We start from the raw sequence: 18799 nt of genomic DNA on the forward strand, positions 1-18799 counted from the left end.
CGAAATCATCTGGTCGACTACTGGTATATCAGTCTGTGCAGTACAGTAGGTCACATGAACGCACGGGTCAACGACGAGCCCGCCGCCATCTCACTCACCGAGCAGGCGTACGCCGTGCTGCGCGATCGCCTGGTGATGCTGGAGATCAAGCCGGGCGAGCCCATCAACGAGGACCGGCTGCGCACCGAGCTCGGCGTCGGCCGCACCCCCATCCGCGAAGCCCTGAAGCGCCTGGAGCAGGAACGGCTCGTCATCGCCTTCCCGCGCCGCGGCACGTTCGCCACCGACGTGAACATCTCCGACCTCTCCCACATCTCCGAGGTGCGGCGGACCCTGGAGCCCCTGGCCTGCACCGCCGCCGCCGAACGGTCCACAGCAGAAGATCGCGCCACGCTGACCGAGCTGCGGTCCCAGCTGGAGAACGCTGCCCGGCCCGGCGACAACACGGAACTCCTGCGCACCGACGTCGGCGTGCACCGCGCGATCTACGGGTGCGTGCACAACCCGTTCCTCGAAGACACGCTGATCTCCTACGACAACCTGGCGACCCGCATCTGGTGCGTCTTCCTGCCGCGACTGTCCGGAATGGCCGGTCACGTCGACGAGCACGTCCCGCTGCTGACCGCGATCATCGAAGGTGACGCCGACAAGGCCTCTGAGCTCGCTTCCCAGCACGTCGTCGGCTTCGAACGCGCGATCCGCGCGCTGATCTGAGAAAGTCAAAGCTGCGCCGACAAGGCCTCTGAGCTCGCTTCCCAGCACGTCATCGGCTTCGAACGCGCGATCCGCGCGCTGATCTGAGAAAGTCAAAGCTGCGCCGACAAGGCCTCCGAACTCGCTTCCCAGCACGTCGTCGGCTTCGAACGCGCGATCCGCGCGCTGATCTGAGGAAGTAAAGGCTGCGCGATCCGCGCGCTGATCTGAGCCCGTCACGGCCGCACCAGCCGGATGACGACGGCCTTGGAGACCGGGGTGTTCGAGCCGTCAGCCACCGAACGCAGTGGCACCAACGCGTTCGCTTCCGGGTAGTACGCCGCCGCGCAGCCCTTCGGCGTCGGGAACTCGACGACGCGAAACCCTCGCGCCCAGCGTTCCTCACCGGCGAACTCGGACACGACATCCACCAGGTCGCCGTCGGCGAACCCGGCTGCCGCGATGAGTGGTCGGTCTTCTCCTCCAGTTCGGACAACGAGTGCTGCGCGAAGAAGTCCGCGCCGATCCGCCGGGTCGTGGCCTCCTCGGCGACGGCCTTCGCGCCGTTCTCGCAGAACTCCGCCACCTTGCGGTGACCCTGCGGATCCGGCCACGCGCAGCCGGGACAGTCGAAACCGCCGTGCTGGTTGACCAGGGGCAGGGTCCGCACGGAGCGGACCACACCCATCTGCTGCCAGCTGCGGTGCAACGAGACGGCGACGCCGGTGACACCCGCCGCCGACCGCTCAGGTCTTTTCATCGACGACTTCCCGTGCCACGACCTGTCCGTTGCCGTTGCTCTCGGCCTTCACCGGGGTCGGGGCGACCTGCAGGCAGAAGTCGCCGTCGTACTCCTCGTTGCCCACGGCCACGGCCTGCTCGACGATCTCGGCGCAGTGCTTCTCGCGCAACACCATCGGGTCGCTGCGCAGGTCCTTCGCCAGCGCCACGCACAGCACGACCATGACGAGCGCGAACGGTGCCGCGGCGATGATCGTGAGGTTCTGCAGTCCGGTCAGCGCGGTCGCACCGCCGCCACCGACCAGCAACATCACCGCGGCCACGCCACCGGTCGCCACGCCCCAGAACACCACCAGCCGCCGGTGCGGTTCGATGGCGCCGCGCTGCGACAACGTGCCCATCACCAGCGAAGCCGCGTCCGCACCGGAGACGAAGAAGATCGCCACGAGGACCATCACGACCACTCCGGCGACTCCCGCCAGCGGGAACTGGTCGAGCACGCCGAACAGCTGCGACTCCGGGTTCGCCGCGCCGGCCAGGTCCGTGCCACCGCGCTGCAAGGTGATCGCGGTGCCACCCATGATCGTGAACCAGATCAGGCTGACCACCGACGGCACCAGGATCACGCCGCTGACGAACTGCTTGATCGTGCGGCCCCGGCTGATCCGCGCGATGAACATCCCGACGAACGGGGTCCACGAGATCCACCAGGCCCAGTAGAAGATCGTCCACGACGACAGCCAGCTCTCCATGGCGGCGCCGCCGGACGCGCCGGAGCGGGAGATCATGTCGCCCATCTCCCGGAAGTAGTCACCGATCGCCGCGGGCACCAGGTTGAGGATCAGCACCGTCGGCCCGACGACGAACACGAACACCGCGAGCACGGTCGCCAGCACCATGTTGATGTTCGACAACCACTGGATGCCCTTGGCCACGCCCGACACCGCCGACGCCACGAACGCCACCGTCAGCACGGCGATGATCCCGATCAGCACGCCCACACCGGGGTTGTCCGCGACGAACCCGCCGGCCTTCAGCCCGCTGCCGATCTGCAGCGCGCCGAGCCCGAGCGACGCGGCCGACCCGAACAACGTCGCGAAGATCGCCAGCACGTCGATCAGCCGGCCGAGCGGTCCCTCGGACACCCGGTCACCGAACAGCGGCGCGAACGCGGCGCTGATCAGCTGCTTGCGGCCGCGCCGGAACGTGCCGTACGCGATCGCGAGACCGACCACCGCGTAGATCGACCACGGGTGGATCGCCCAGTGGAAGAGCGAGGTCGCCATCGCCGTCTCGACCGCCGCGTCGGTACCGCCCTCGACCGTGCCGGGCGGTGGTTTCACGAAGTGCGACAACGGTTCCGCGACGCCGTAGAACATCAGGCCGATGCCCATGCCCGCGCTGAACATCATCGCGACCCACGAGACCGTCCGGAACTCCGGCCGCTCGCCGTCGTGACCGAGCGGGATCCGGCCGTAGCGGCTGAAGGCCAGCCACAGCGCGAAGATCACGAACCCGGTGGCCGCCGTCAGGAACGCCCAGCCGGTGTTGCGGATGACCCAGCCGAGCACAGCCGTCGACACGCTGCCGAGGCTTTCCGTGCCGATGATGCCCCAGGCGAGGAACGCCGAGGCGACGGCGGCGGACACGACGAACACGACTTTGTCCGTGCCCGTCTTCTCCGTGGTGGGTAAGAACTTCAGTTCGGGCATGGCTAGCTACCACCTCTTCGTCGATGTGGCTTCCTGTACCCAGCGGTGGAACTCCCCGATGTGGTGTTCGGAGGGAACCAGCACACCCCCTTGCGCGTAGGCCCGCGACGACATCGCGGGCTGGCACCGTTCGCAGGCCTCGAAGTCCTGCTCGTTGACGCGGTGGAAGAGCTCGACGGACCGCGAGACGTCCTTGCCGGTCGCGACGACGTCCTTGGCGTAGAGCCAGTCGCACTCGACGATCGTGCGGTCGGCGGCCATCGGGAACATCCGGTGGATGATCACGTGGTCGGGCACGAGGTTGATGAACACCTGCGGCCGCACGGTGATCGCGTAGTACCGGCGGTCCTGCTCGGAGTCGACCCCGTCGAGCCGGTCGAAGCCCTCGCTGCCATCGATCGTGAAGCCCTTGATCTCCTCGCCGAACACCGCCCCGTGCCCGACGTAGTACTGCGCCGCGTACCCGTCCGCGAACTCCGGCAGGACCTCGGTCAGCTCGGGGTGGATGGTCGCGCAGTGGTAGCACTCCATGAAGTTCTCGATGATGAGCTTCCAGTTGGCCTTGACGTCGTAGGTGATCCGCCGGCCGAGTTCGAGCTCGCTGACCTGGTAGTTGCCGATCGCGTCGAGGTTGCCGAGCCGCTCCCGCACGTCCTGCTGGACGGTTTCCTCGAACGACGCCGGTTCGTCGGCCAGCGACAGCCACGCGTAGCCGAGCCACTCTCGCAGGTGGACCTTCTTGAGGCCGTACTCGACGCGGTCGATGTCCGGCATCGAGGTGAGGTTGGGCGCGGCGACCAGCTTGCCGTCGAGCCCGTAGGTCCAGGCGTGGTACGGGCACTGGAAGTTGCGCTTGACCGTGCCGGTCTCCTCGGTGCACAGCTTCGCGCCGCGGTGCCGGCAGATGTTGAGGAACGCGCGCAGCGAGCCGTCGCGCGACCGGGTCACGAGCACGCTCTCGCGGCCGATCTGGACGGTTCTGAAGTTGCCCGCGTCCGGCAGGTCGGCGCTGCGGACGGCGCAGAACCACATCTGCTCGAAGATGTTCTCCTGCTCCAGCTCGAAGTTCGCCGGATCGGTGTAGGTGTGGCCGGGCAGGGTGGGGATCAGGCTGGAGGGGAGTTCGGTCGCGGTCATGGTCACTCCGTGAAGAAGAGAGATGTCAGAGGAGGAGAGATCGCGCGTCTGTGCCGGCGCAGATGACCAGCAACGGTGCGGCGTGGGTGCTCGACCGCGTCAGGACGCGGGCACCCGTTCCGGACGGCTCGACGTGCCAGTCGATCACCGTCTCCTCGAAGCGCAGGTCGGCGCCCGCGCGGAAGGCCTCGTCCGAACTGGGCAGCTCGGCCTGGGTCCGGCTGTCCAGCCCGAGCACGCGCAGCCCCCGCGAGGCGAGCCGGTGCGCGGCCGCCCCGCCGAGGCTGCCGAGCCCGATGACGATCGCGTCGTGCGTCATGACCGGATCCGGTCCATCTTGGGGTCGAACAACGGCTCGGACGCCACCACGGCCTGGACCCGTTCGCCGAAGTACTCGATCTCGACCGAAGTTCCTTCCACCGCGACGTCAGCGGGCAGCCAGGCGTAGGCGATGTTCTTGCCGATCGAGTAACCCCGCACCGCACTGGTGACATAGCCGACCGCCGCACCGCCCGCGAACACCGGTTCCGAACCCATCACGACCTGGTGGTCGTCGTCGATGGTCAGACAGGTGAGCTTGCGCGCCACGGTCTCCTCGGACTTGCCCTCCAACGCCGGGCGGCCGTGGAAGTAGCCCTTGTTCATCCGGACCGCGAAACCCAGCCCCGCCTCGTACGGGTCGTGCTCGGTGGTCACGTCGGCACCCCACGAGCGGTAGCCCTTCTCCAGCCGCATGCTGGTGAAGGCGCTGCGGCCGGCGGCGATGACGCCGTGTTCCTGACCGGCCTCCCACAGCGTGTCCCACAGGCGGGCGCCCATGTCGGCGGTGGTGTAGAGCTCCCAGCCCAGTTCGCCGACGTACGACAGGCGCATGGCCGTGACCGGCACCTCGCCGATGAAGGCTTCCTTGGCCTTGAAGTACCCCATGGCCTCGTGCGAGAAGTCCGTGGAAGTCAACGGTTGCAGGAGCTTGCGGGCCAGAGGTCCCCACAGGCCGACGCAGCACGTGCCCGGCGTGATGTCGGTGATGTGCACGCCGCCGTTGGGTGGCATGCGTCTGCGCAGCCAGTCGAGGTCGAGCGGGCCGTTCGCGCCGACCTGGAACCGGTTCTCGCCGAGCCGGGCGATGGTCAGGTCGCTGCGCACTCCCCCGTCCTCGTTGAGCAGCAACGTGTACACCACCGCGCCCGGCTTGCGGTCGAGCTGGTTGGTGGTCATGGTCTGCAGGAACGTCAGCGCTTCCGGGCCGCTGACCTCCAGCCGTTTCAACGCGGTCATGTCGAACATCGCGACCCGCTTGCGGGCGACGAGCGCCTCGGCACCGGCGATCGGCGACCAGAACCGCGACGCCCACTCGTTGCGTTCCGGGATCTCCGCGACCTCGGGCAGGGTCGCGTTGGCCTCGTACCAGTGCGGCCGCTCCCAGCCAGACGCCTCCAGGAACACCGCGCCGAGTTCCTGTTGCCGCTCGTAGAACGGGCTCCTGCGCAACGGCCGGGGCTCCTCGGCGGGCTGCAACGGGTGCAGGATGTCGTAGACCTCGACGAACGCCCGGCAGCTGCGCTGGTGCACGTAACCCGGTGAGCGTTGCGCGTCCTCGAACCGGTTGAGGTCGCAGCCGTGCAGGTCGATGTTCGGCTGCCCGTCGACCAGCCACTCGGCCATCGCCTTGGCGACACCGGCGGAGTGCGTGATCCACACGGCCTCGGCCACCCAGAACCCCTGCAGGCCGGGGTGTTCGCCGAGCAGCGGGTTGCCGTCCGGGGTGAAGGAGAACAGGCCGTTGATCCCCTCCTCGACCTTCGAGTCGCCGAGGACCGGCAGCAGGTCGACGGCGGCGTCCCAGGAGGTCTCGAAGTCCTCCGGGGTGAACGCGACCTCGGACGGCATGGTCGGTGCCACGTCGTGGTCGAGGATGTCGTCGGCCGAGATCGGCATCGGCCGGTGCCCGTACGCGCCGATGCCGATGCGGTCGACGTGCTCGCGGAAGTACAGGTCCGCGTCCTGGTGGCGCAGCAACGGCTTCGACATCTCGCCGAGCTCGCTGTTGACGCCCTTGAGGGCCGGCAGCGGAGCGGTCTTCGCGTACTGGTGCGCCATCGGGACCAGCGGGATGTCGAGGTCGACCATCCGCCCGATCCGCGGGCCCCACATGCCGACGCACGACACCACGATGTCGGCGGCGAACGTGTCGTGCTCGGTGACGACGGCCTTCACCCGGCGCCCGGAGCGTTCGATGCCGGTGACCTTGTGGTGCGCCAGGAACTTCGCGCCGCGCTCCATCGCCCGGCGTGCCTGCGCCTCGGCCGCGCGCAACGGCTTGGCGAGACCGTCGCTCGGGATGTGGAACCCGCCGAGGATCTTCGCCGGGTCGAGCAACGGGTGCAGCCGCGCGCACTCCTCCGGGTCGCGCAGGAAGCTCTCGACGCCCCACGACGTCGCCCAGCCGTGCCGCCGCTGGATGTCCGTCCAGCGTTCCGGGGTGGTGGCGACCTCCAGTCCGCCGAGCTGCTGGAAGCACCACTTGTCGTCCATCGTCAGCGCCGTGTACTTCTCGACGGTGTACTTGGCGAACGAGGTCATGGTCTTGCAGCCGGTCGTCTGGAAGACCAGGCCCGGCGCGTGCGAGCTCGACCCGCCGGTCGCGAACAGCGGTCCCTGTTCGAGCACGGTGATGTCGGTCCACCCGCGGGCGGTCAGCTCGTCGGCCAGCGCGCACCCGACGATGCCCGCTCCGATGAGCACAACGCGTGGTTGCGTTGCCATGGAAGTCTCTCCTGCCGTCTGTGGTGGGCGTGGCGTCAGATCCGGGGCGCCTCGGCGCCGATCGTCGTGGTGGGACCGTGTCCGGTGTGGACGATCGTGTCCGGGGGCAGGGTCAGCAGGCGCTCGCGGATCGAGGTGACGATCGTCGGGAAGTCCGAGTACGAGCGTCCGGTCGCGCCCGGCCCACCCTCGAACAGGGTGTCCCCGCTGAAGACCGCGCCGAGTTCCGGTGCGTACAGGCAGATCGAGCCGTAGGTGTGTCCCGGCGTGCTCAGCACTTCGAGGGTGGTGCCCGCGACCTCGACCGTCGCACCGTCCGTCAGCCAGACGTCCGGCTCGCGGTCCGGGTACACCACCGTCCACAGTGCACGATCCGCCGAATGGATCTGGATCGGCGCGCCGGTCTTGTCCGCCACCTCGGCGACGGAGTTGATGTGGTCGTCGTGGCCGTGGGTGCAGACCAGCGCGGTCACCACCCGGCCGCCGATCGCTTCGAGAACGGCGTCCGCGTCGTGGGCGGGGTCGATGACCAGGACCTCGTAGTCGTCGCCGACCAGCCAGACGTTGTTGTCGACCTCCCAGGTCCCGCCGTCCAGGCTGAACGTCCCGGACGTGACGACGTGCTCGATCCGCGCGCTCACAGCACGACCACCGAGCGCAGCACGCGACCGTGGTGCATGTCCTCGAACGCCTGCTCGACGTCTCCGAGCCCGATCGTCTCCGACACGAACGCGCCGAGGTCGAGCCGGCCCTGCAGGTAGAGGTCGATGAGCATCGGGAAGTCGCGGCTGGGCAGGCAGTCGCCGTACCAGGACGACTTCACCGCACCACCGCGCGAGAACACGTCGATGAGCGGCAGTTCGAGCTGCATGTCCGGGGTCGGCACGCCCACCAGCACCGCGGTACCGGCGTGGTCGCGGGCGTAGAACGCCTGCTTGAACGTCTCGGGGCGGCCGACCGCGTCGATCACGACGTCGGCGCCGTTGCCCTCGGTGAACTCCCGGATCGCCTCCACGACGTCCTGCTCGCGGGCGTCGATCGTGTGCGTGGCACCGAACCGCTGTGCCCACTCCAGCTTCGTGTGGTCCAGGTCGACGGCGATGATCGTGCGCGCTCCGGCCAGCCGGGCACCCGCGATCGCCGCGTCCCCGACACCGCCGCAGCCGAGCACGGCCACGCTGTCGCCGCGGGTGACGCCGCCGGTGTTGATCGCGGCGCCGATGCCCGCCATCACGCCGCAGCCGAGCAGGCCCGCGACCTCCGCCGGTGCCTTCGGGTTCACCTTCGTGCACTGTCCGCTGTGGACGAGCGTCTTCTCCGCGAACGCGCCGATGCCCAGCGCCGGCGACAGCGGCGTGCCGTCGGCCAGGGTCATGGGCTGGGAGGCGTTGTGGGTGTTGAAGCAGTACTGCGGCCGGCCGCGCAGGCACGAGCGGCACGAACCGCACACCGCGCGCCAGTTCAGGATGACGAAGTCACCGGGTGCCAGGTCGGTCACGCCCACGCCGACCGCCTCGACGACGCCCGCCGCCTCGTGCCCGAGCAGGAACGGGAACTCGTCGTTGATCCCGCCCTCCCGGTAGTGCAGGTCGGTGTGGCAGACCCCGCAGGCCTGCACCTTCACCAGCGCCTCGCCGGGGCCGGGGTCCGGCACGAGGATGGTCTCGACCGAGACCTTGGCTCCACGCCCCGCCGCCACGACACCGTTCACCGCATGTGCCACTTGAATCGCTCCTGTCAGAGGTGGGGGTAGAGGGGGTGCTTGTCGGCCAGCTTCGCGACGCGCGCGGCGAGCTCGTCCTCGTCGAAGGACGGCTGCAACGCGGCGGCGATGACGTCGGCGACCTCGGTGAAGTCGTCGGCGGTGAAGCCGCGGGTGGCCAGCGCGGGCGTGCCGATCCGCAGGCCGGAGGTGACCATCGGCGGGCGCGGGTCGAACGGCACGGCGTTGCGGTTGACGGTGATGCCGATGCGGTGCAACCGGTCCTCGGCCTGCTGGCCGTCCAATGAGGACTCGACGAGGTCGACCAGCACGAGGTGCACGTCGGTGCCGCCGGACAACACCTTCACTCCGGCGGCGGCGCAGTCGGGCTGCGCGAGCCGGGCAGCCAGGATCGACGCACCTTCGAGCACGCGCTGCTGGCGTTCGCGGAACTCCTCGCCCGCGGCCACCTTGAACGCCACCGCCTTGGCCGCGATCACGTGCTGCAGCGGCCCGCCCTGCTGGCCGGGGAACACCGTGGAGTCGACCTTCTTGGCCAGCTCCTTCGTACTGAGGATGACGCCGCCCCGCGGACCGCCGAGCGTCTTGTGGGTCGTGGTCGTGACCAGGTCCGCGAACGGCACCGGGCTGGGGTGCAGGCCAGCGGCGACCAGACCGGCGAAGTGCGCCATGTCGACCATCAGCTTCGCGTCCACCAGGTCGGCGATCCGGCGGAACTCGGCGAAGTCGAGCTGGCGCGGGTAGGCGGACCAGCCGGCGATGATCAGCTTGGGCCTGGACTCCAGTGCGAGCCGTTCGACCTCGGCCATGTCGACCCGGCCCGACGAGCGGTCGACGTGGTAGGCCACGACGTTGTACAGCCGGCCGGAGAAGTTGATCCGCATGCCGTGCGTCAGGTGGCCGCCGTGCGCCAGGTCCAGGCCCATGATCGTGTCGCCGGGCTGGAGCACCGCCGCCATCGCCGCGGCGTTGGCCTGCGCGCCGGAGTGCGGCTGGACGTTCGCGTGTTCAGCGCCGAAGAGGGCCTTCACCCGCTCGATCGCCAACGCCTCGATGACGTCGACGTGCTCGCACCCGCCGTAGTAGCGGCGTCCCGGATAGCCCTCGGCGTACTTGTTGGTCAGCACCGATCCCTGCGCCTGCAGCACTCCCACCGGCGCGAAGTTCTCGGAGGCGATCATCTCCAGCGTCGACTGCTGGCGGTGGAGCTCGGCGCGGATCTCGGCGGCGACCTCGGGGTCGAGCTCGTCGAGATGCTGATCCAGGACTGCGTTGGCGACTGGGGTGGAAACGGAGAGTGACAACGGGCCGACCCTTCCGAGCGAGTTCCGTAATACGCAACGAGGTTCGCATTATGCAACTGCAGCGCGCATCACGGTGAGACCAGTTCGAGCCGTTGTCAAGGCCTTGTCGCACGGACGGACGTATCCGAAACGGCGACGAGCCCCCGGCCGCGGCCGGGGGCTCGTCGTTCGTGAATCCGTTTCACAGCACGGGATGCCCCATGCGCACGGAGAGGTCGCGCGACGCCACGCGCAGTTCCTGGACGATTTCGGGCATGCGCTTCCGCGACAGCCGGTAGGCCGGTCCGGCGGCACTGATCGCCGCCACGACGTCGCCGCGCGAGCCGAAGACGGGGACCGCGACCGCGTGCAGACCGGCCTCCAGCTCCTCCATGCACGTGGCGAACCCGTCCTCGGCCGTGCGGCGCAGCACGTAGCGCAGCTTCACCGGGTCGGTGATCGTGCGCGGGGCACAGGACTCCAGGTCGCGGGCGAGCACGCGTTCCTGGTCTTCCTCCGACGCGGCGGCGAGCAGGACCTTGCCGCTCGATGTGGCGTGCAACGGCGTGCGCTGACCGACCCAGTTCTGCGCGGCCACCGCGGAACTCCCCCGCGCCTGGCTCACGTTGAGGGCGACACCGCTGTCGAGCACGGCGATGTTCACGGTCTCGCCCAGCCGGTCCGCGAGCTCCGAGCAGACCGGGCCGCCCACCCGGACGTAGTCGAGCTGACCGGTCACGGCGCCCGCGAACCGGAGCATGCCGATGCCGATCCGAAAGGGGCCGCGTTCGCCGTCCTGCTCCACGAGTTCACGGGCCTGAAGTGTGTAAACGAGTCTGGACGCGGAGGACTTGTGCACACCGAGCTCGGCGGCGATCTCGGTGATCCCCGCTTCGCCGTTGCGGGCCAGCAGTTCCAGAACGGTCACCGCCCGATCGACCGATTGCACGAGCGCAGGGTCGCGCCCCTCCCCGTTGTTGCTCATGACGCAACGGTAACCGATTGGAGCAACACCCTTGATCAGCCAAAACGCTGCTTGACGCTCCCTGGGGTCCTGAGCCATTCTGCTGTTGCGTATCGCACACCATGTTCCGTAATACGCAACGGAGGGTTCGAGATGATCACCGCTTGCGCCGTGGACGACCTGCCCGTGGGCGAGTCCATGGTTCTTCCCGGCGACGTGGCCATCGCTGTCTTCAACGCGGACGGCGAGTTCTACGCGATCGACGACACCTGCAGCCACCAGGACGCCTCGCTGTCCGAGGGCTGGCTGGAGGGCTGCTTCGTCGAATGCCCGCTGCACGCCGCGCTCTTCGACCTCCGCACCGGCATGCCGACGTGCCTGCCGGCCAAGAAGGCGGTGCGCACGTATCCGGTCGTGGTGCAGGACGGCGTGATCTACGTGGACACGGGCAGCCGCGAGGCCGTGGCATGAGAACGGTCGCCGTCGTCGGCGCCTCGCTCGCCGGGCTGCGTTCCGTCGAGGAGTTGCGCGGGCAGGGCTTCGACGGGCGGATCGTGGTGATCGGCGAGGAAGTGCACGCGCCGTACGACCGGCCGCCGCTGTCCAAGGCGTTCCTCTCCGGCACGTTGCCGGCCGAGGAGCTCGCGCTGTCCGACGAGGACTTCGGCGCGGAATGGCGGCTCGGCGTCCGCGCCGAACGGGTCGACCCCTCTTCGGGCTCGCTTCACCTGTCGACCGGCGAAGTGCTGCACACCGACGGCCTGGTGATCGCCACCGGCGGCCGCCCCCGCACGTTGCAGGGGACCGAAACCCTGGCCGGCGTCCACACCCTGCGCACTCTCGACGATGCCCTTGCACTGCGGGCAGATCTGCGTCCGGGCGCCCGCGTCGTGATCGTCGGCGCTGGCTGGATCGGCGCCGAAGTGGCGTCCACCTGCCGCTCGCTCGGCCACGACGTGACGGTCGTCGAGGCCGCCTCGGTCCCGATGGAACGCGCGCTCGGGCCGGTGCTCGGCACGCTCTGCGCCGAGCTGCACGCGGATCACGGCGTCGACCTCCGCCTGGGCGTCGGCGTGGAATCCTTCGCGCACAACGGGACGCGCGTCACCGGCGTCGTCCTGCGCGACGGCTCCCACCTGCCAGCCGACGTCGTGGTGGCGGGAATCGGCATGGCACCCGCCACCGACTGGCTGCACGGCTCGGGTTTGAGCGTGGACAACGGCGTCCTGTGCGACACCGGCTGCGTCACGTCCATCCCGTCCGTCGTCGCCGTGGGCGATGTGGCCCGGTATCGCACCGCTTCCGGCGATCACGTCCGGCACGAGCACTGGACGAACGCCTCGGAACAGCCGGTCGTGGCCGTCCGCAACCTCCTCGCCGGCACGACCCTGGAGACCTTCCGGCCGTCCGGCTACGTCTGGTCCGACCAGTACGGCGTCCGCCTGCAGCTCGTGGGCGACACCACCGGCGCGGACGAGATCGCTGTCATCGACGGGTCACCGGACGACCGCAAGTTCGTCGCCGAGTTCCGCCGGGCCGGGCTGGCCGTCGGGGTGCTCGCCATGAACAACGCCAAGCTGTTCGGCCGCCTGCGTCGTCAGCTCGTCACCGCGTGAGGACGTCCAGCATCTCCGCGAGCCGCTTCTCCAGGTGCGGCCGGACGTCGTAGCCCGTGAAGATCCACGGCGAGCGCTTCTCCATGCCCGCCAGCACCATCTCACCGACCTCGTCGATGCCGGGCCCGCCGCGGAGGAACGCCTCGACAGCGGGCACCAGGTCGTCCCGCAGCGCCACGCCGGCGTTCGACGCCCGGGTGTTCCTGACGATGCCGGTGTCGACCGGGCCGGGACACAGCACGCTGACCTCGACGCCGTGCCTGGCCACGTTCAGCCGCAACGACTCGGACAGGCCGACCACCGCGAACTTGGCCGTCGTGTACAGCACGTTCGGGTCGGTCACGAGCCCCGCGGCGGACGCGGTGTTCACGACATGGCCCGAGCCGCGTTCGATCATGCGTGGCAGAAACGTCTGGATCCCGTTGATCACGCCGGTGAGGTTCACGGCAAGGGCCTGATCCCACTTGTCGTAGCTCAGCTCCTCCGCGGTCGAGTGCGGCACGATGCCGGCGTTGTTGAACAACATCTCGACCGGTCCCAGCACCTGTTCGGCCCGTCGAGCCGCTTCGGCGAACGCCTCCCGATCGCGCACATCGAGCCGATACACCTCAACCGACGTCGTCCTCTCCAGTTCCGTCGCGCTGCGCACCAACGCGTCCTCGTCGATGTCAGCCAGCGCGAGTCTCACGCCGCGCTTGGCCAACGACCTGGCGATGCCCAGGCCGATTCCTCGCGCGCCACCGGTGATGAAAGCGACCGATCCCTTCATTCTCATCCCTCTCTATGTTGATCTGATGACACTATGTTGGTCAACACAGTAGCCTGCTCAGCATGGGAGCTGGCGCTGAGATGACGCTCGACAAGGTGCTGACCACCGGCGGCCGCGCCACGCTCGGCGTGTTCGTCGGCCTGCAGGTGCTGGACAGCGTCGACAACGTGATGTTCGTGGTCTTCGCGCCGGAGATCCGGGACTCGCTGGGTCTCAGCACCGCGGCGATCGGCGTGGTCGGCGCCCTGGCGGGGGTGATGGTGGCCCTCGCCGCGCTGCCGCTCGGCCTGCTGGGAGACCGGCATCGCCGCACCACCATCGCCGGGGTGTGCACGCTGATCTGGGCGGCCGCGGCCGGGCTGCTCGGCCTCGTCCAGAACCTCTGGCAGGCCGTCGCGGTCCGGGTGATCGCCGGCATCGGCAAGGCCAACGAGGGTCCGATCCAGGCATCGCTCCTGGTCGACGCCTATCCGCCGGACGGGCGCGGCCGGGTGCTCGGACTGCACCGCGGCGGGCAGCCGCTGGGCATCGTGACCGGTCCCCTGCTGGCGGCGGCGTTCGCGGCGGTGATCCCCGAGGAGCACGAACCGTGGCGGTGGGCGTTCGCTCTCCTCGCCGTACCGGCACTTCTGCTCGGCCTGGCCGCCCTGCGCCTGCCGGAACCGGTCCGGGCGCACTCCACGTCGACCCCGCGCGGCGCGTTCCAGCGGATCACGAAGATCAGCACGCTGATGCGGGTGATGATCGCGCTCGGCGTGTTCGGCATGTGCGTGACGACGGTGCCGATCTACCTGAACCTGATCCTCGAGGACCATCTCGGCCAAAGTGCGGCGTCGCGTGGCCTGATCACGTCAATCTGCGCGGTCGGCGGACTGCTGGGCGCGGCACTCGGCGGAGCGTTGAGCGACAGGTTGTTCCGGCGCGGCCCGAAGTGGTGCCTGCGCCTCGCGGCCGTTGCTCTTTCCGTGCTGGGCATCGGGTTCGCGGTGCAGGCGTACGCGCCGGACGTCACGACCTACGTGATCATCGGGATGGTGGTCCAGGGTCTGACGTTCGCGGGCATCGTGCCGTTGAGCCTGGTCGTGGCGTCGGTGACGCCGAAGGAGTTCCGCGCGACGGCGTTCGCGCTGGCCGGTGTCCTCACCGCGCTGGTCGGCGGGCTCGGCGGCGCGTTGCTCACCGGCGTGGCGGAGAAGTTCTGGGGCGTCCAGACCGCGGTCGCCGTCGTCGCCCCGGCGGCCTCGGTCGTCGCTGGTCTCGTCCTGCTCACGAGCACCCGGCACCTGCTCCGCGACATCGCGCGAGCGGAAGATCTACCATGATCGCCGTGAACTCCCCAGGGCCGCGCCGGATCGACGAGATCGGCGAGGAGAGCCGCCGCCGCATCCTGGACGCCGCCGAGGAACTCTTCGCCGAGCGCGGCTTCGACCGCACGTCCTTTGTGGACATCGCGAAGCGGTCCGGGATCAGTCGCGGCTCGATCCCGTGGCACTTCAAGAACAAGGACGGCCTGGTGATGGCCGTCGTCGAGCGCGCGGTCGAACGGATCTGGCCGGCCGAGCGCTACGAGTCGGTGCCGTCGCTCAGCGAGGTGTTCGCGGAGACCGCCGAACTGCTCCGCAGCGGCAACTCGGCGCTGGTGTTCATGATCCTGGTCGAGGCGCTGGGCGACCGTGGCGTCGTGCACGAGCAGTACCGGGAGTTCTTCGCCCGGCGCCGCGAGGGCATCGAGGTCCTGCTGCGACTGCGGCGCCCGGCCGGCGCCGACCCCGAGATCGCGGCCGAGCAGGAACGCGCCGCGGCCGTGGCGCTCAACGGCGCGCTCCTCGGCATCCACCTGCAGGCCCTCGTCGATCCCGCGAACGTGGATCTCGACGCCGCACTGGTGTCGATCGCGACCATGTTCGACAGAAACCTCGCCGACGTGTGGCGCACTGACAGCTGACGACCGTGCTACCCCGGTAGCACAGGAAGTGTGCGCCTCGGTACGACGACTCGGGAACGCCGTTTTCCTAACGTTCAGGCAATGGGGTACATGAAACTCAGTGAGGTCCGGCAGTTCCTCGCCACGGGTGTCACGACACTCTTCGCCGCGAACCAACTCGTCAAGACACCGCCATCGGCACAATGGCGGCATGTCCGGCTGGGGTTCACCTGTGCGGTGGCGGCGTTCGTCGTCCTCCTGGACGTGATCGTCCCACCTGGACGCAGGGGCTGGGACTACCCGATTTCGGGGTGGTGGTTCACCGGGATCGCCGCGGCGGCCGTGCTCCTGACGCTCACGCGTCCCATGTGGGCGTGGCGGCTGTCGGTCGCGCTGGTGGTGCTGGAGCCGGTGATCAACTGGAGCTGGAACGACGAGTGGCTCTTGCCCTGGTCGCCAGGGTTGTTCCTCGCGACCACGGTGGTACTGCTGGTCGTCGCGCTGAACTATCGCCAGACCGTTCTGGCGTGGGTGTTCTTCTACACCATGCTCGCCGTGTGGCTGCCGCATTACATCTACTGGCAGTACACGCTCATGGCCAGCGCCATCGTGGGCGGGGCGCTCGTGCTCGGCAACGCGATGCGGTTGCGGCGCATCGCGGAAGCCGACAGCGCCGAACAACAGACACGAGTGGCCACGTTGGGCGAGCGCGCGGTCATCGCGCGCGAGCTGCACGACGTCGTGGCGCATCACATGTCCGTACTCGCACTACGGGCGGGAAGCGCGCGATACCGGTTCGCCGACCTGCCACCGGAACTGCTCACCGAATTCTCGGAAATGCAGGACACCGCACGCGAAGGCCTGACCGAGATGCGTCGGCTGCTGGGGGTGCTGCGCAACGAGGACGGCCACGTGGAGACGGCTCCGCAACCACGCGTGGAGGAGATCGCCGAGCTCGTCGACCGTCTGCGCGGCGCGGGAGTCGAGGTGTCGTTGCAAATCTCGGGAGACGTGCAGAACGTGCCGACCGGAGTGGCGCTGTCCGCGTTCCGGATCGCCCAGGAAGCACTGAGCAACGCCTTGCGCCACGCCCCCGGATCCACTGTGGACGTACAGATCTCGGCGGACTCGACAGAACTGCGGCTGACCGTCACCAACAGCGCCGCGACAGAACCACCGTCGCCACCGGACGATCGGACCAAGCACGGCCTGCTGGGCATGCGCGAACGGGTTGCCGCCCTGCGCGGTGAGTTCCGCGCGGGTCCGGCTGAACGGGGTGGTTTCGTCGTGGCGGTCACGTTGCCGCTCAACGGGAACGAGGGTTCGACCGGGTGAACATCAGGGTGCTGATCGTCGATGACCAGACAATGGTCCGGCAGAGCTTCCGCGCGGTGCTCGCCGCACAGCCCGACATCACGGTCGTCGGCGAGGCGGGCAACGGCGCCGACGCCGTGCACGCGGCCATCCGCGACCGTCCTGACGTCGTGCTGATGGACGTCCGCATGCCGATCATGGACGGTCTGGAAGCAGCCAAGCAGATCCTCGGCAACCCAGACCTCGCCGACACCGTTCGGGTGCTCATGCTGACCACGTTCGACGTCGACGAGTACGTCTACGGCGCGCTGCGGATGGGCGCCAGCGGGTTCCTGCTCAAGGACGCGCCGCTGGAGGACCTGGTCAACGCCGTGCGGGTGATCGCGGCGGGCAACGCGCTGTTCGCACCCGCCGTCACCCGCCGGCTGGTCGCGGAGTTCGCCGCGCGCAGGCCGGAGACGGTCAAGCCGGAGCGCGCGGACCGGCTCACCGCGCAGGAGTTGAAGGTGCTGCGGCTGGTCGCGCGCGGGATGTCGAACAGCGAGATCGCGGCCGCGCTCGTGATCGTCGAGCAGACCGCGAAGACCCACGTCAGCCGGGTGTTCGCGAAGCTGGGAGTGCGTGACCGAGCCCAGGCGATCGTGGCCGCCTACGAGATGGGCATCGTGGTCCCCGGCGAGTAAAATCAGAACGATTTCAGTTTTGAACTCGTTCTGGTTATGGTGGACGCATGACGACCGGACGGCGTGATCGGAAGAAGGCGACGACCCGCAAGGCACTCGCTGACGCCGCACTGCGGCTCTTCCTCGAACGCGGCTACGACAACGTGACGGTCAAGGAGATCGCCGAAGCGGCCGACACCGCGATCGCGACGTTGTTCGCACACTTCCCGGCCGGCAAGGAAGCGCTGATTCTCGACGACAGCGGCGAACGCGAGGCCTCCCTGACCGCGGCGGTCCGCGAACGTCCCGAAGGCGTGTCCGTCCTGGACGCCCTGTACGCGTTCTTCGCGGACAGGGCGCCCTTCCGGGAGGATCTGCCCGCGGAGTACCGGCGCCGCATGGACCTGGTCATGAGCACACCGGCGCTCTGGGCCTACGCCCGCACGTGCTGGATCGCCTGCCAAGACACCCTCGCGACACTCCTCGCCGAGGCCTCCGGACTCGCGGAACCCGACGACTCGCTGCACGTCCTGGCTCGCTACGTGCTGGAAACCCCCGATCTCGCCTCCACCCGGCCGGACCGCACCGCTGCCCTGGCCGAGGCGTTCTCCCATCTCAAGCAAGGATGGCCCGACCTGTGAACGTTCTCGTGACCGGCGGCAACGCGGGCATCGGCTACTTCACCGCCGAACAACTGGCGCAAGCAGGCGCCACCGTGATCCTCGGCAGCCGCTCCAGCACCAAGGCCGAGACAGCGGCGGACGCGATCCGGACGCGCGTTCCCGGTGCCGACATCCGCCACCTGCCGCTGGACCTCGGCGACCTGTCGTCACTGAAGTCCTCAGTGGACGGTCTGGATCAGCTGGACGCCGTCGTGTTCAACGCCGGAATCGCCCTGGATTCCCCTGATCGCAGGGAAAGCGTCGACGGGCACGAACTGATGTTCGCCACCAACCACCTCGGGCACTTCGCGCTCACGTACTGGCTGACCCCGTTGCTCACCACCGCCCGGATCATCACCGTGGGCAGCTTCGCCGCGCGCTCCGAACGCCTCGACCTCGACGACCTGCAGTCCACCAACGCCTACGACCCGAAACGCACCTACGGACGTTCCAAACTCGCCCAGATGAGCTTCGGCTTCGAACTCGACCGCCGCCTGCGCGCCGCGGGCAGCCGGGCGATGAGCGTCGTAGTCCACCCCGGCGGAGCCCTGGACTCCCTGACCCCCAGCCGTCCCGGAGTCCACACCCGGCCGACCTCCACCCGAATTGCCGGATTGCTGTTGCACGGCAAGGATTCTGGTGCGATGCCCACGGTGAAAGCCGTGCTGGACCCCGAGGTCGAAGGCGGCCAACTCTGGGGCCCCCGCCAGTTCGGCCTGCGCGGCAGGCCCCACCTGGAACGACCGCACGCGCACATGACCGACCCCGACACCGCTGCCGCGCTGTGGGAGAAGAGCTGCGAGCTCACCGGTCTCGATCTGTCCGCGTAAATC

The 18799-nt window shown here is 68.9% G+C and carries 19 protein-coding genes and 1 pseudogene; 9 read left to right on the forward strand and 11 right to left on the reverse strand.

All coding sequences use genetic code 11. The features are described from left to right. The first annotated feature begins 54 nt into the window (after positions 1 to 54). Complete coding sequence (locus tag B0F77_RS07140) at positions 55 to 714, forward strand: GntR family transcriptional regulator (RefSeq protein ID WP_086661973.1); 660 nt, start codon at positions 55 to 57, stop codon at positions 712 to 714. Positions 715 to 929: 215 nt separating this feature from the next. Here the strand turns inward: B0F77_RS07140 and B0F77_RS47750 are convergent, their stop codons facing one another. The 10 genes and pseudogenes from B0F77_RS47750 to B0F77_RS07185 form a co-directional block, all read right to left on the reverse strand. Then, positions 930 to 1115, reverse strand: a complete 186-nt coding sequence (locus B0F77_RS47750) for a hypothetical protein (RefSeq protein ID WP_158102627.1) — start codon at positions 1113 to 1115, stop codon at positions 930 to 932. Between the two features lie 17 nt (positions 1116 to 1132). Then, positions 1133 to 1453 (reverse strand): annotated as a pseudogene (locus tag B0F77_RS49665) (hypothetical protein); the annotation flags it as partial. Beyond that, complete coding sequence (locus B0F77_RS07150; protein ID WP_086661974.1) at positions 1440 to 3146, reverse strand: BCCT family transporter; 1707 nt, start codon at positions 3144 to 3146, stop codon at positions 1440 to 1442. The pseudogene B0F77_RS49665 and the gene B0F77_RS07150, both read right to left, overlap by 14 nt. Before the next feature lie 6 nt (positions 3147 to 3152). Next, positions 3153 to 4283 carry an aromatic ring-hydroxylating oxygenase subunit alpha gene (locus B0F77_RS07155; protein WP_086661975.1) on the reverse strand — a complete coding sequence of 377 codons (1131 nt, stop codon included), beginning with the start codon at positions 4281 to 4283 and terminating at the stop codon, positions 3153 to 3155. A gap of 25 nt (positions 4284 to 4308) precedes the next feature. Further along, positions 4309 to 4602, reverse strand: coding sequence for a hypothetical protein (locus tag B0F77_RS07160; protein WP_086661976.1), 294 nt, complete (start codon positions 4600 to 4602; stop codon positions 4309 to 4311). Then, positions 4599 to 7049 carry a GcvT family protein gene (locus tag B0F77_RS07165; RefSeq protein ID WP_086661977.1) on the reverse strand — a complete coding sequence of 817 codons (2451 nt, stop codon included), beginning with the start codon at positions 7047 to 7049 and terminating at the stop codon, positions 4599 to 4601. Before B0F77_RS07165 ends, B0F77_RS07160 begins: the two co-directional genes overlap by 4 nt. A 35-nt stretch (positions 7050 to 7084) precedes the next feature. Then, positions 7085 to 7690 carry an MBL fold metallo-hydrolase gene (locus B0F77_RS07170; protein WP_086661978.1) on the reverse strand — a complete coding sequence of 202 codons (606 nt, stop codon included), beginning with the start codon at positions 7688 to 7690 and terminating at the stop codon, positions 7085 to 7087. Beyond that, complete coding sequence (locus B0F77_RS07175) at positions 7687 to 8772, reverse strand: S-(hydroxymethyl)mycothiol dehydrogenase (RefSeq protein WP_086661979.1); 1086 nt, start codon at positions 8770 to 8772, stop codon at positions 7687 to 7689. The genes B0F77_RS07170 and B0F77_RS07175 overlap by 4 nt, the downstream gene beginning before the upstream one ends. Before the next feature lie 14 nt (positions 8773 to 8786). Then, entirely contained in the window at positions 8787 to 10076 is a 1290-nt protein-coding gene (gene glyA / locus B0F77_RS07180; RefSeq protein WP_281252476.1) for a serine hydroxymethyltransferase, read from the reverse strand. A gap of 181 nt (positions 10077 to 10257) precedes the next feature. Next, positions 10258 to 11040: an IclR family transcriptional regulator gene (locus B0F77_RS07185; protein WP_086661980.1), complete on the reverse strand. Its 783-nt coding sequence runs from the start codon at positions 11038 to 11040 to the stop codon at positions 10258 to 10260. A 132-nt stretch (positions 11041 to 11172) separates the two neighbouring features. Here B0F77_RS07185 and B0F77_RS07190 point away from each other — a divergent pair, with 132 nt between their 5' ends. After that, positions 11173 to 11490 (forward strand): bifunctional 3-phenylpropionate/cinnamic acid dioxygenase ferredoxin subunit, encoded by a 318-nt coding sequence (locus B0F77_RS07190; protein ID WP_086661981.1) that lies wholly within the window; start codon positions 11173 to 11175, stop codon positions 11488 to 11490. Further along, the gene (locus tag B0F77_RS07195; protein WP_086661982.1) at positions 11487 to 12635 is read left to right on the forward strand and encodes an NAD(P)/FAD-dependent oxidoreductase; all 1149 of its coding nucleotides are present in this window, start codon (positions 11487 to 11489) and stop codon (positions 12633 to 12635) included. Before B0F77_RS07190 ends, B0F77_RS07195 begins: the two co-directional genes overlap by 4 nt. On the opposite strand, the gene B0F77_RS07200 is transcribed toward B0F77_RS07195, so the two are convergent. Next, positions 12625 to 13410, reverse strand: coding sequence for an SDR family NAD(P)-dependent oxidoreductase (locus B0F77_RS07200; protein WP_086661983.1), 786 nt, complete (start codon positions 13408 to 13410; stop codon positions 12625 to 12627). The genes B0F77_RS07195 and B0F77_RS07200 overlap by 11 nt on opposite strands. Before the next feature lie 56 nt (positions 13411 to 13466). On the opposite strand from B0F77_RS07200, the gene B0F77_RS07205 reads away from it, so the two are divergent. From B0F77_RS07205 to B0F77_RS07230, 6 genes are all read left to right on the forward strand, one after another. Then, the gene (locus tag B0F77_RS07205) at positions 13467 to 14726 is read left to right on the forward strand and encodes an MFS transporter (RefSeq protein ID WP_086661984.1); all 1260 of its coding nucleotides are present in this window, start codon (positions 13467 to 13469) and stop codon (positions 14724 to 14726) included. A 5-nt stretch (positions 14727 to 14731) separates the two neighbouring features. After that, positions 14732 to 15349, forward strand: a complete 618-nt coding sequence (locus B0F77_RS07210; protein ID WP_158102628.1) for a TetR/AcrR family transcriptional regulator — start codon at positions 14732 to 14734, stop codon at positions 15347 to 15349. A gap of 81 nt (positions 15350 to 15430) precedes the next feature. After that, the gene (locus tag B0F77_RS07215; RefSeq protein WP_086661986.1) at positions 15431 to 16663 is read left to right on the forward strand and encodes a sensor histidine kinase; all 1233 of its coding nucleotides are present in this window, start codon (positions 15431 to 15433) and stop codon (positions 16661 to 16663) included. Then, positions 16660 to 17325 carry a response regulator gene (locus B0F77_RS07220; RefSeq protein ID WP_086661987.1) on the forward strand — a complete coding sequence of 222 codons (666 nt, stop codon included), beginning with the start codon at positions 16660 to 16662 and terminating at the stop codon, positions 17323 to 17325. The genes B0F77_RS07215 and B0F77_RS07220 overlap by 4 nt, the downstream gene beginning before the upstream one ends. 47 nt (positions 17326 to 17372) lie before the next feature. Then, positions 17373 to 17945: a TetR/AcrR family transcriptional regulator gene (locus B0F77_RS07225; RefSeq protein WP_086661988.1), complete on the forward strand. Its 573-nt coding sequence runs from the start codon at positions 17373 to 17375 to the stop codon at positions 17943 to 17945. Continuing rightward, positions 17942 to 18796, forward strand: a complete 855-nt coding sequence (locus B0F77_RS07230; protein ID WP_245847869.1) for an SDR family NAD(P)-dependent oxidoreductase — start codon at positions 17942 to 17944, stop codon at positions 18794 to 18796. Before B0F77_RS07225 ends, B0F77_RS07230 begins: the two co-directional genes overlap by 4 nt. The last annotated feature ends 3 nt before the right edge of the window (positions 18797 to 18799 follow it).

It is taken from the genome of Lentzea kentuckyensis, from assembly GCF_002150765.1.
GTDB classification, from domain to species: Bacteria; Actinomycetota; Actinomycetes; order Mycobacteriales; family Pseudonocardiaceae; genus Lentzea; species Lentzea kentuckyensis.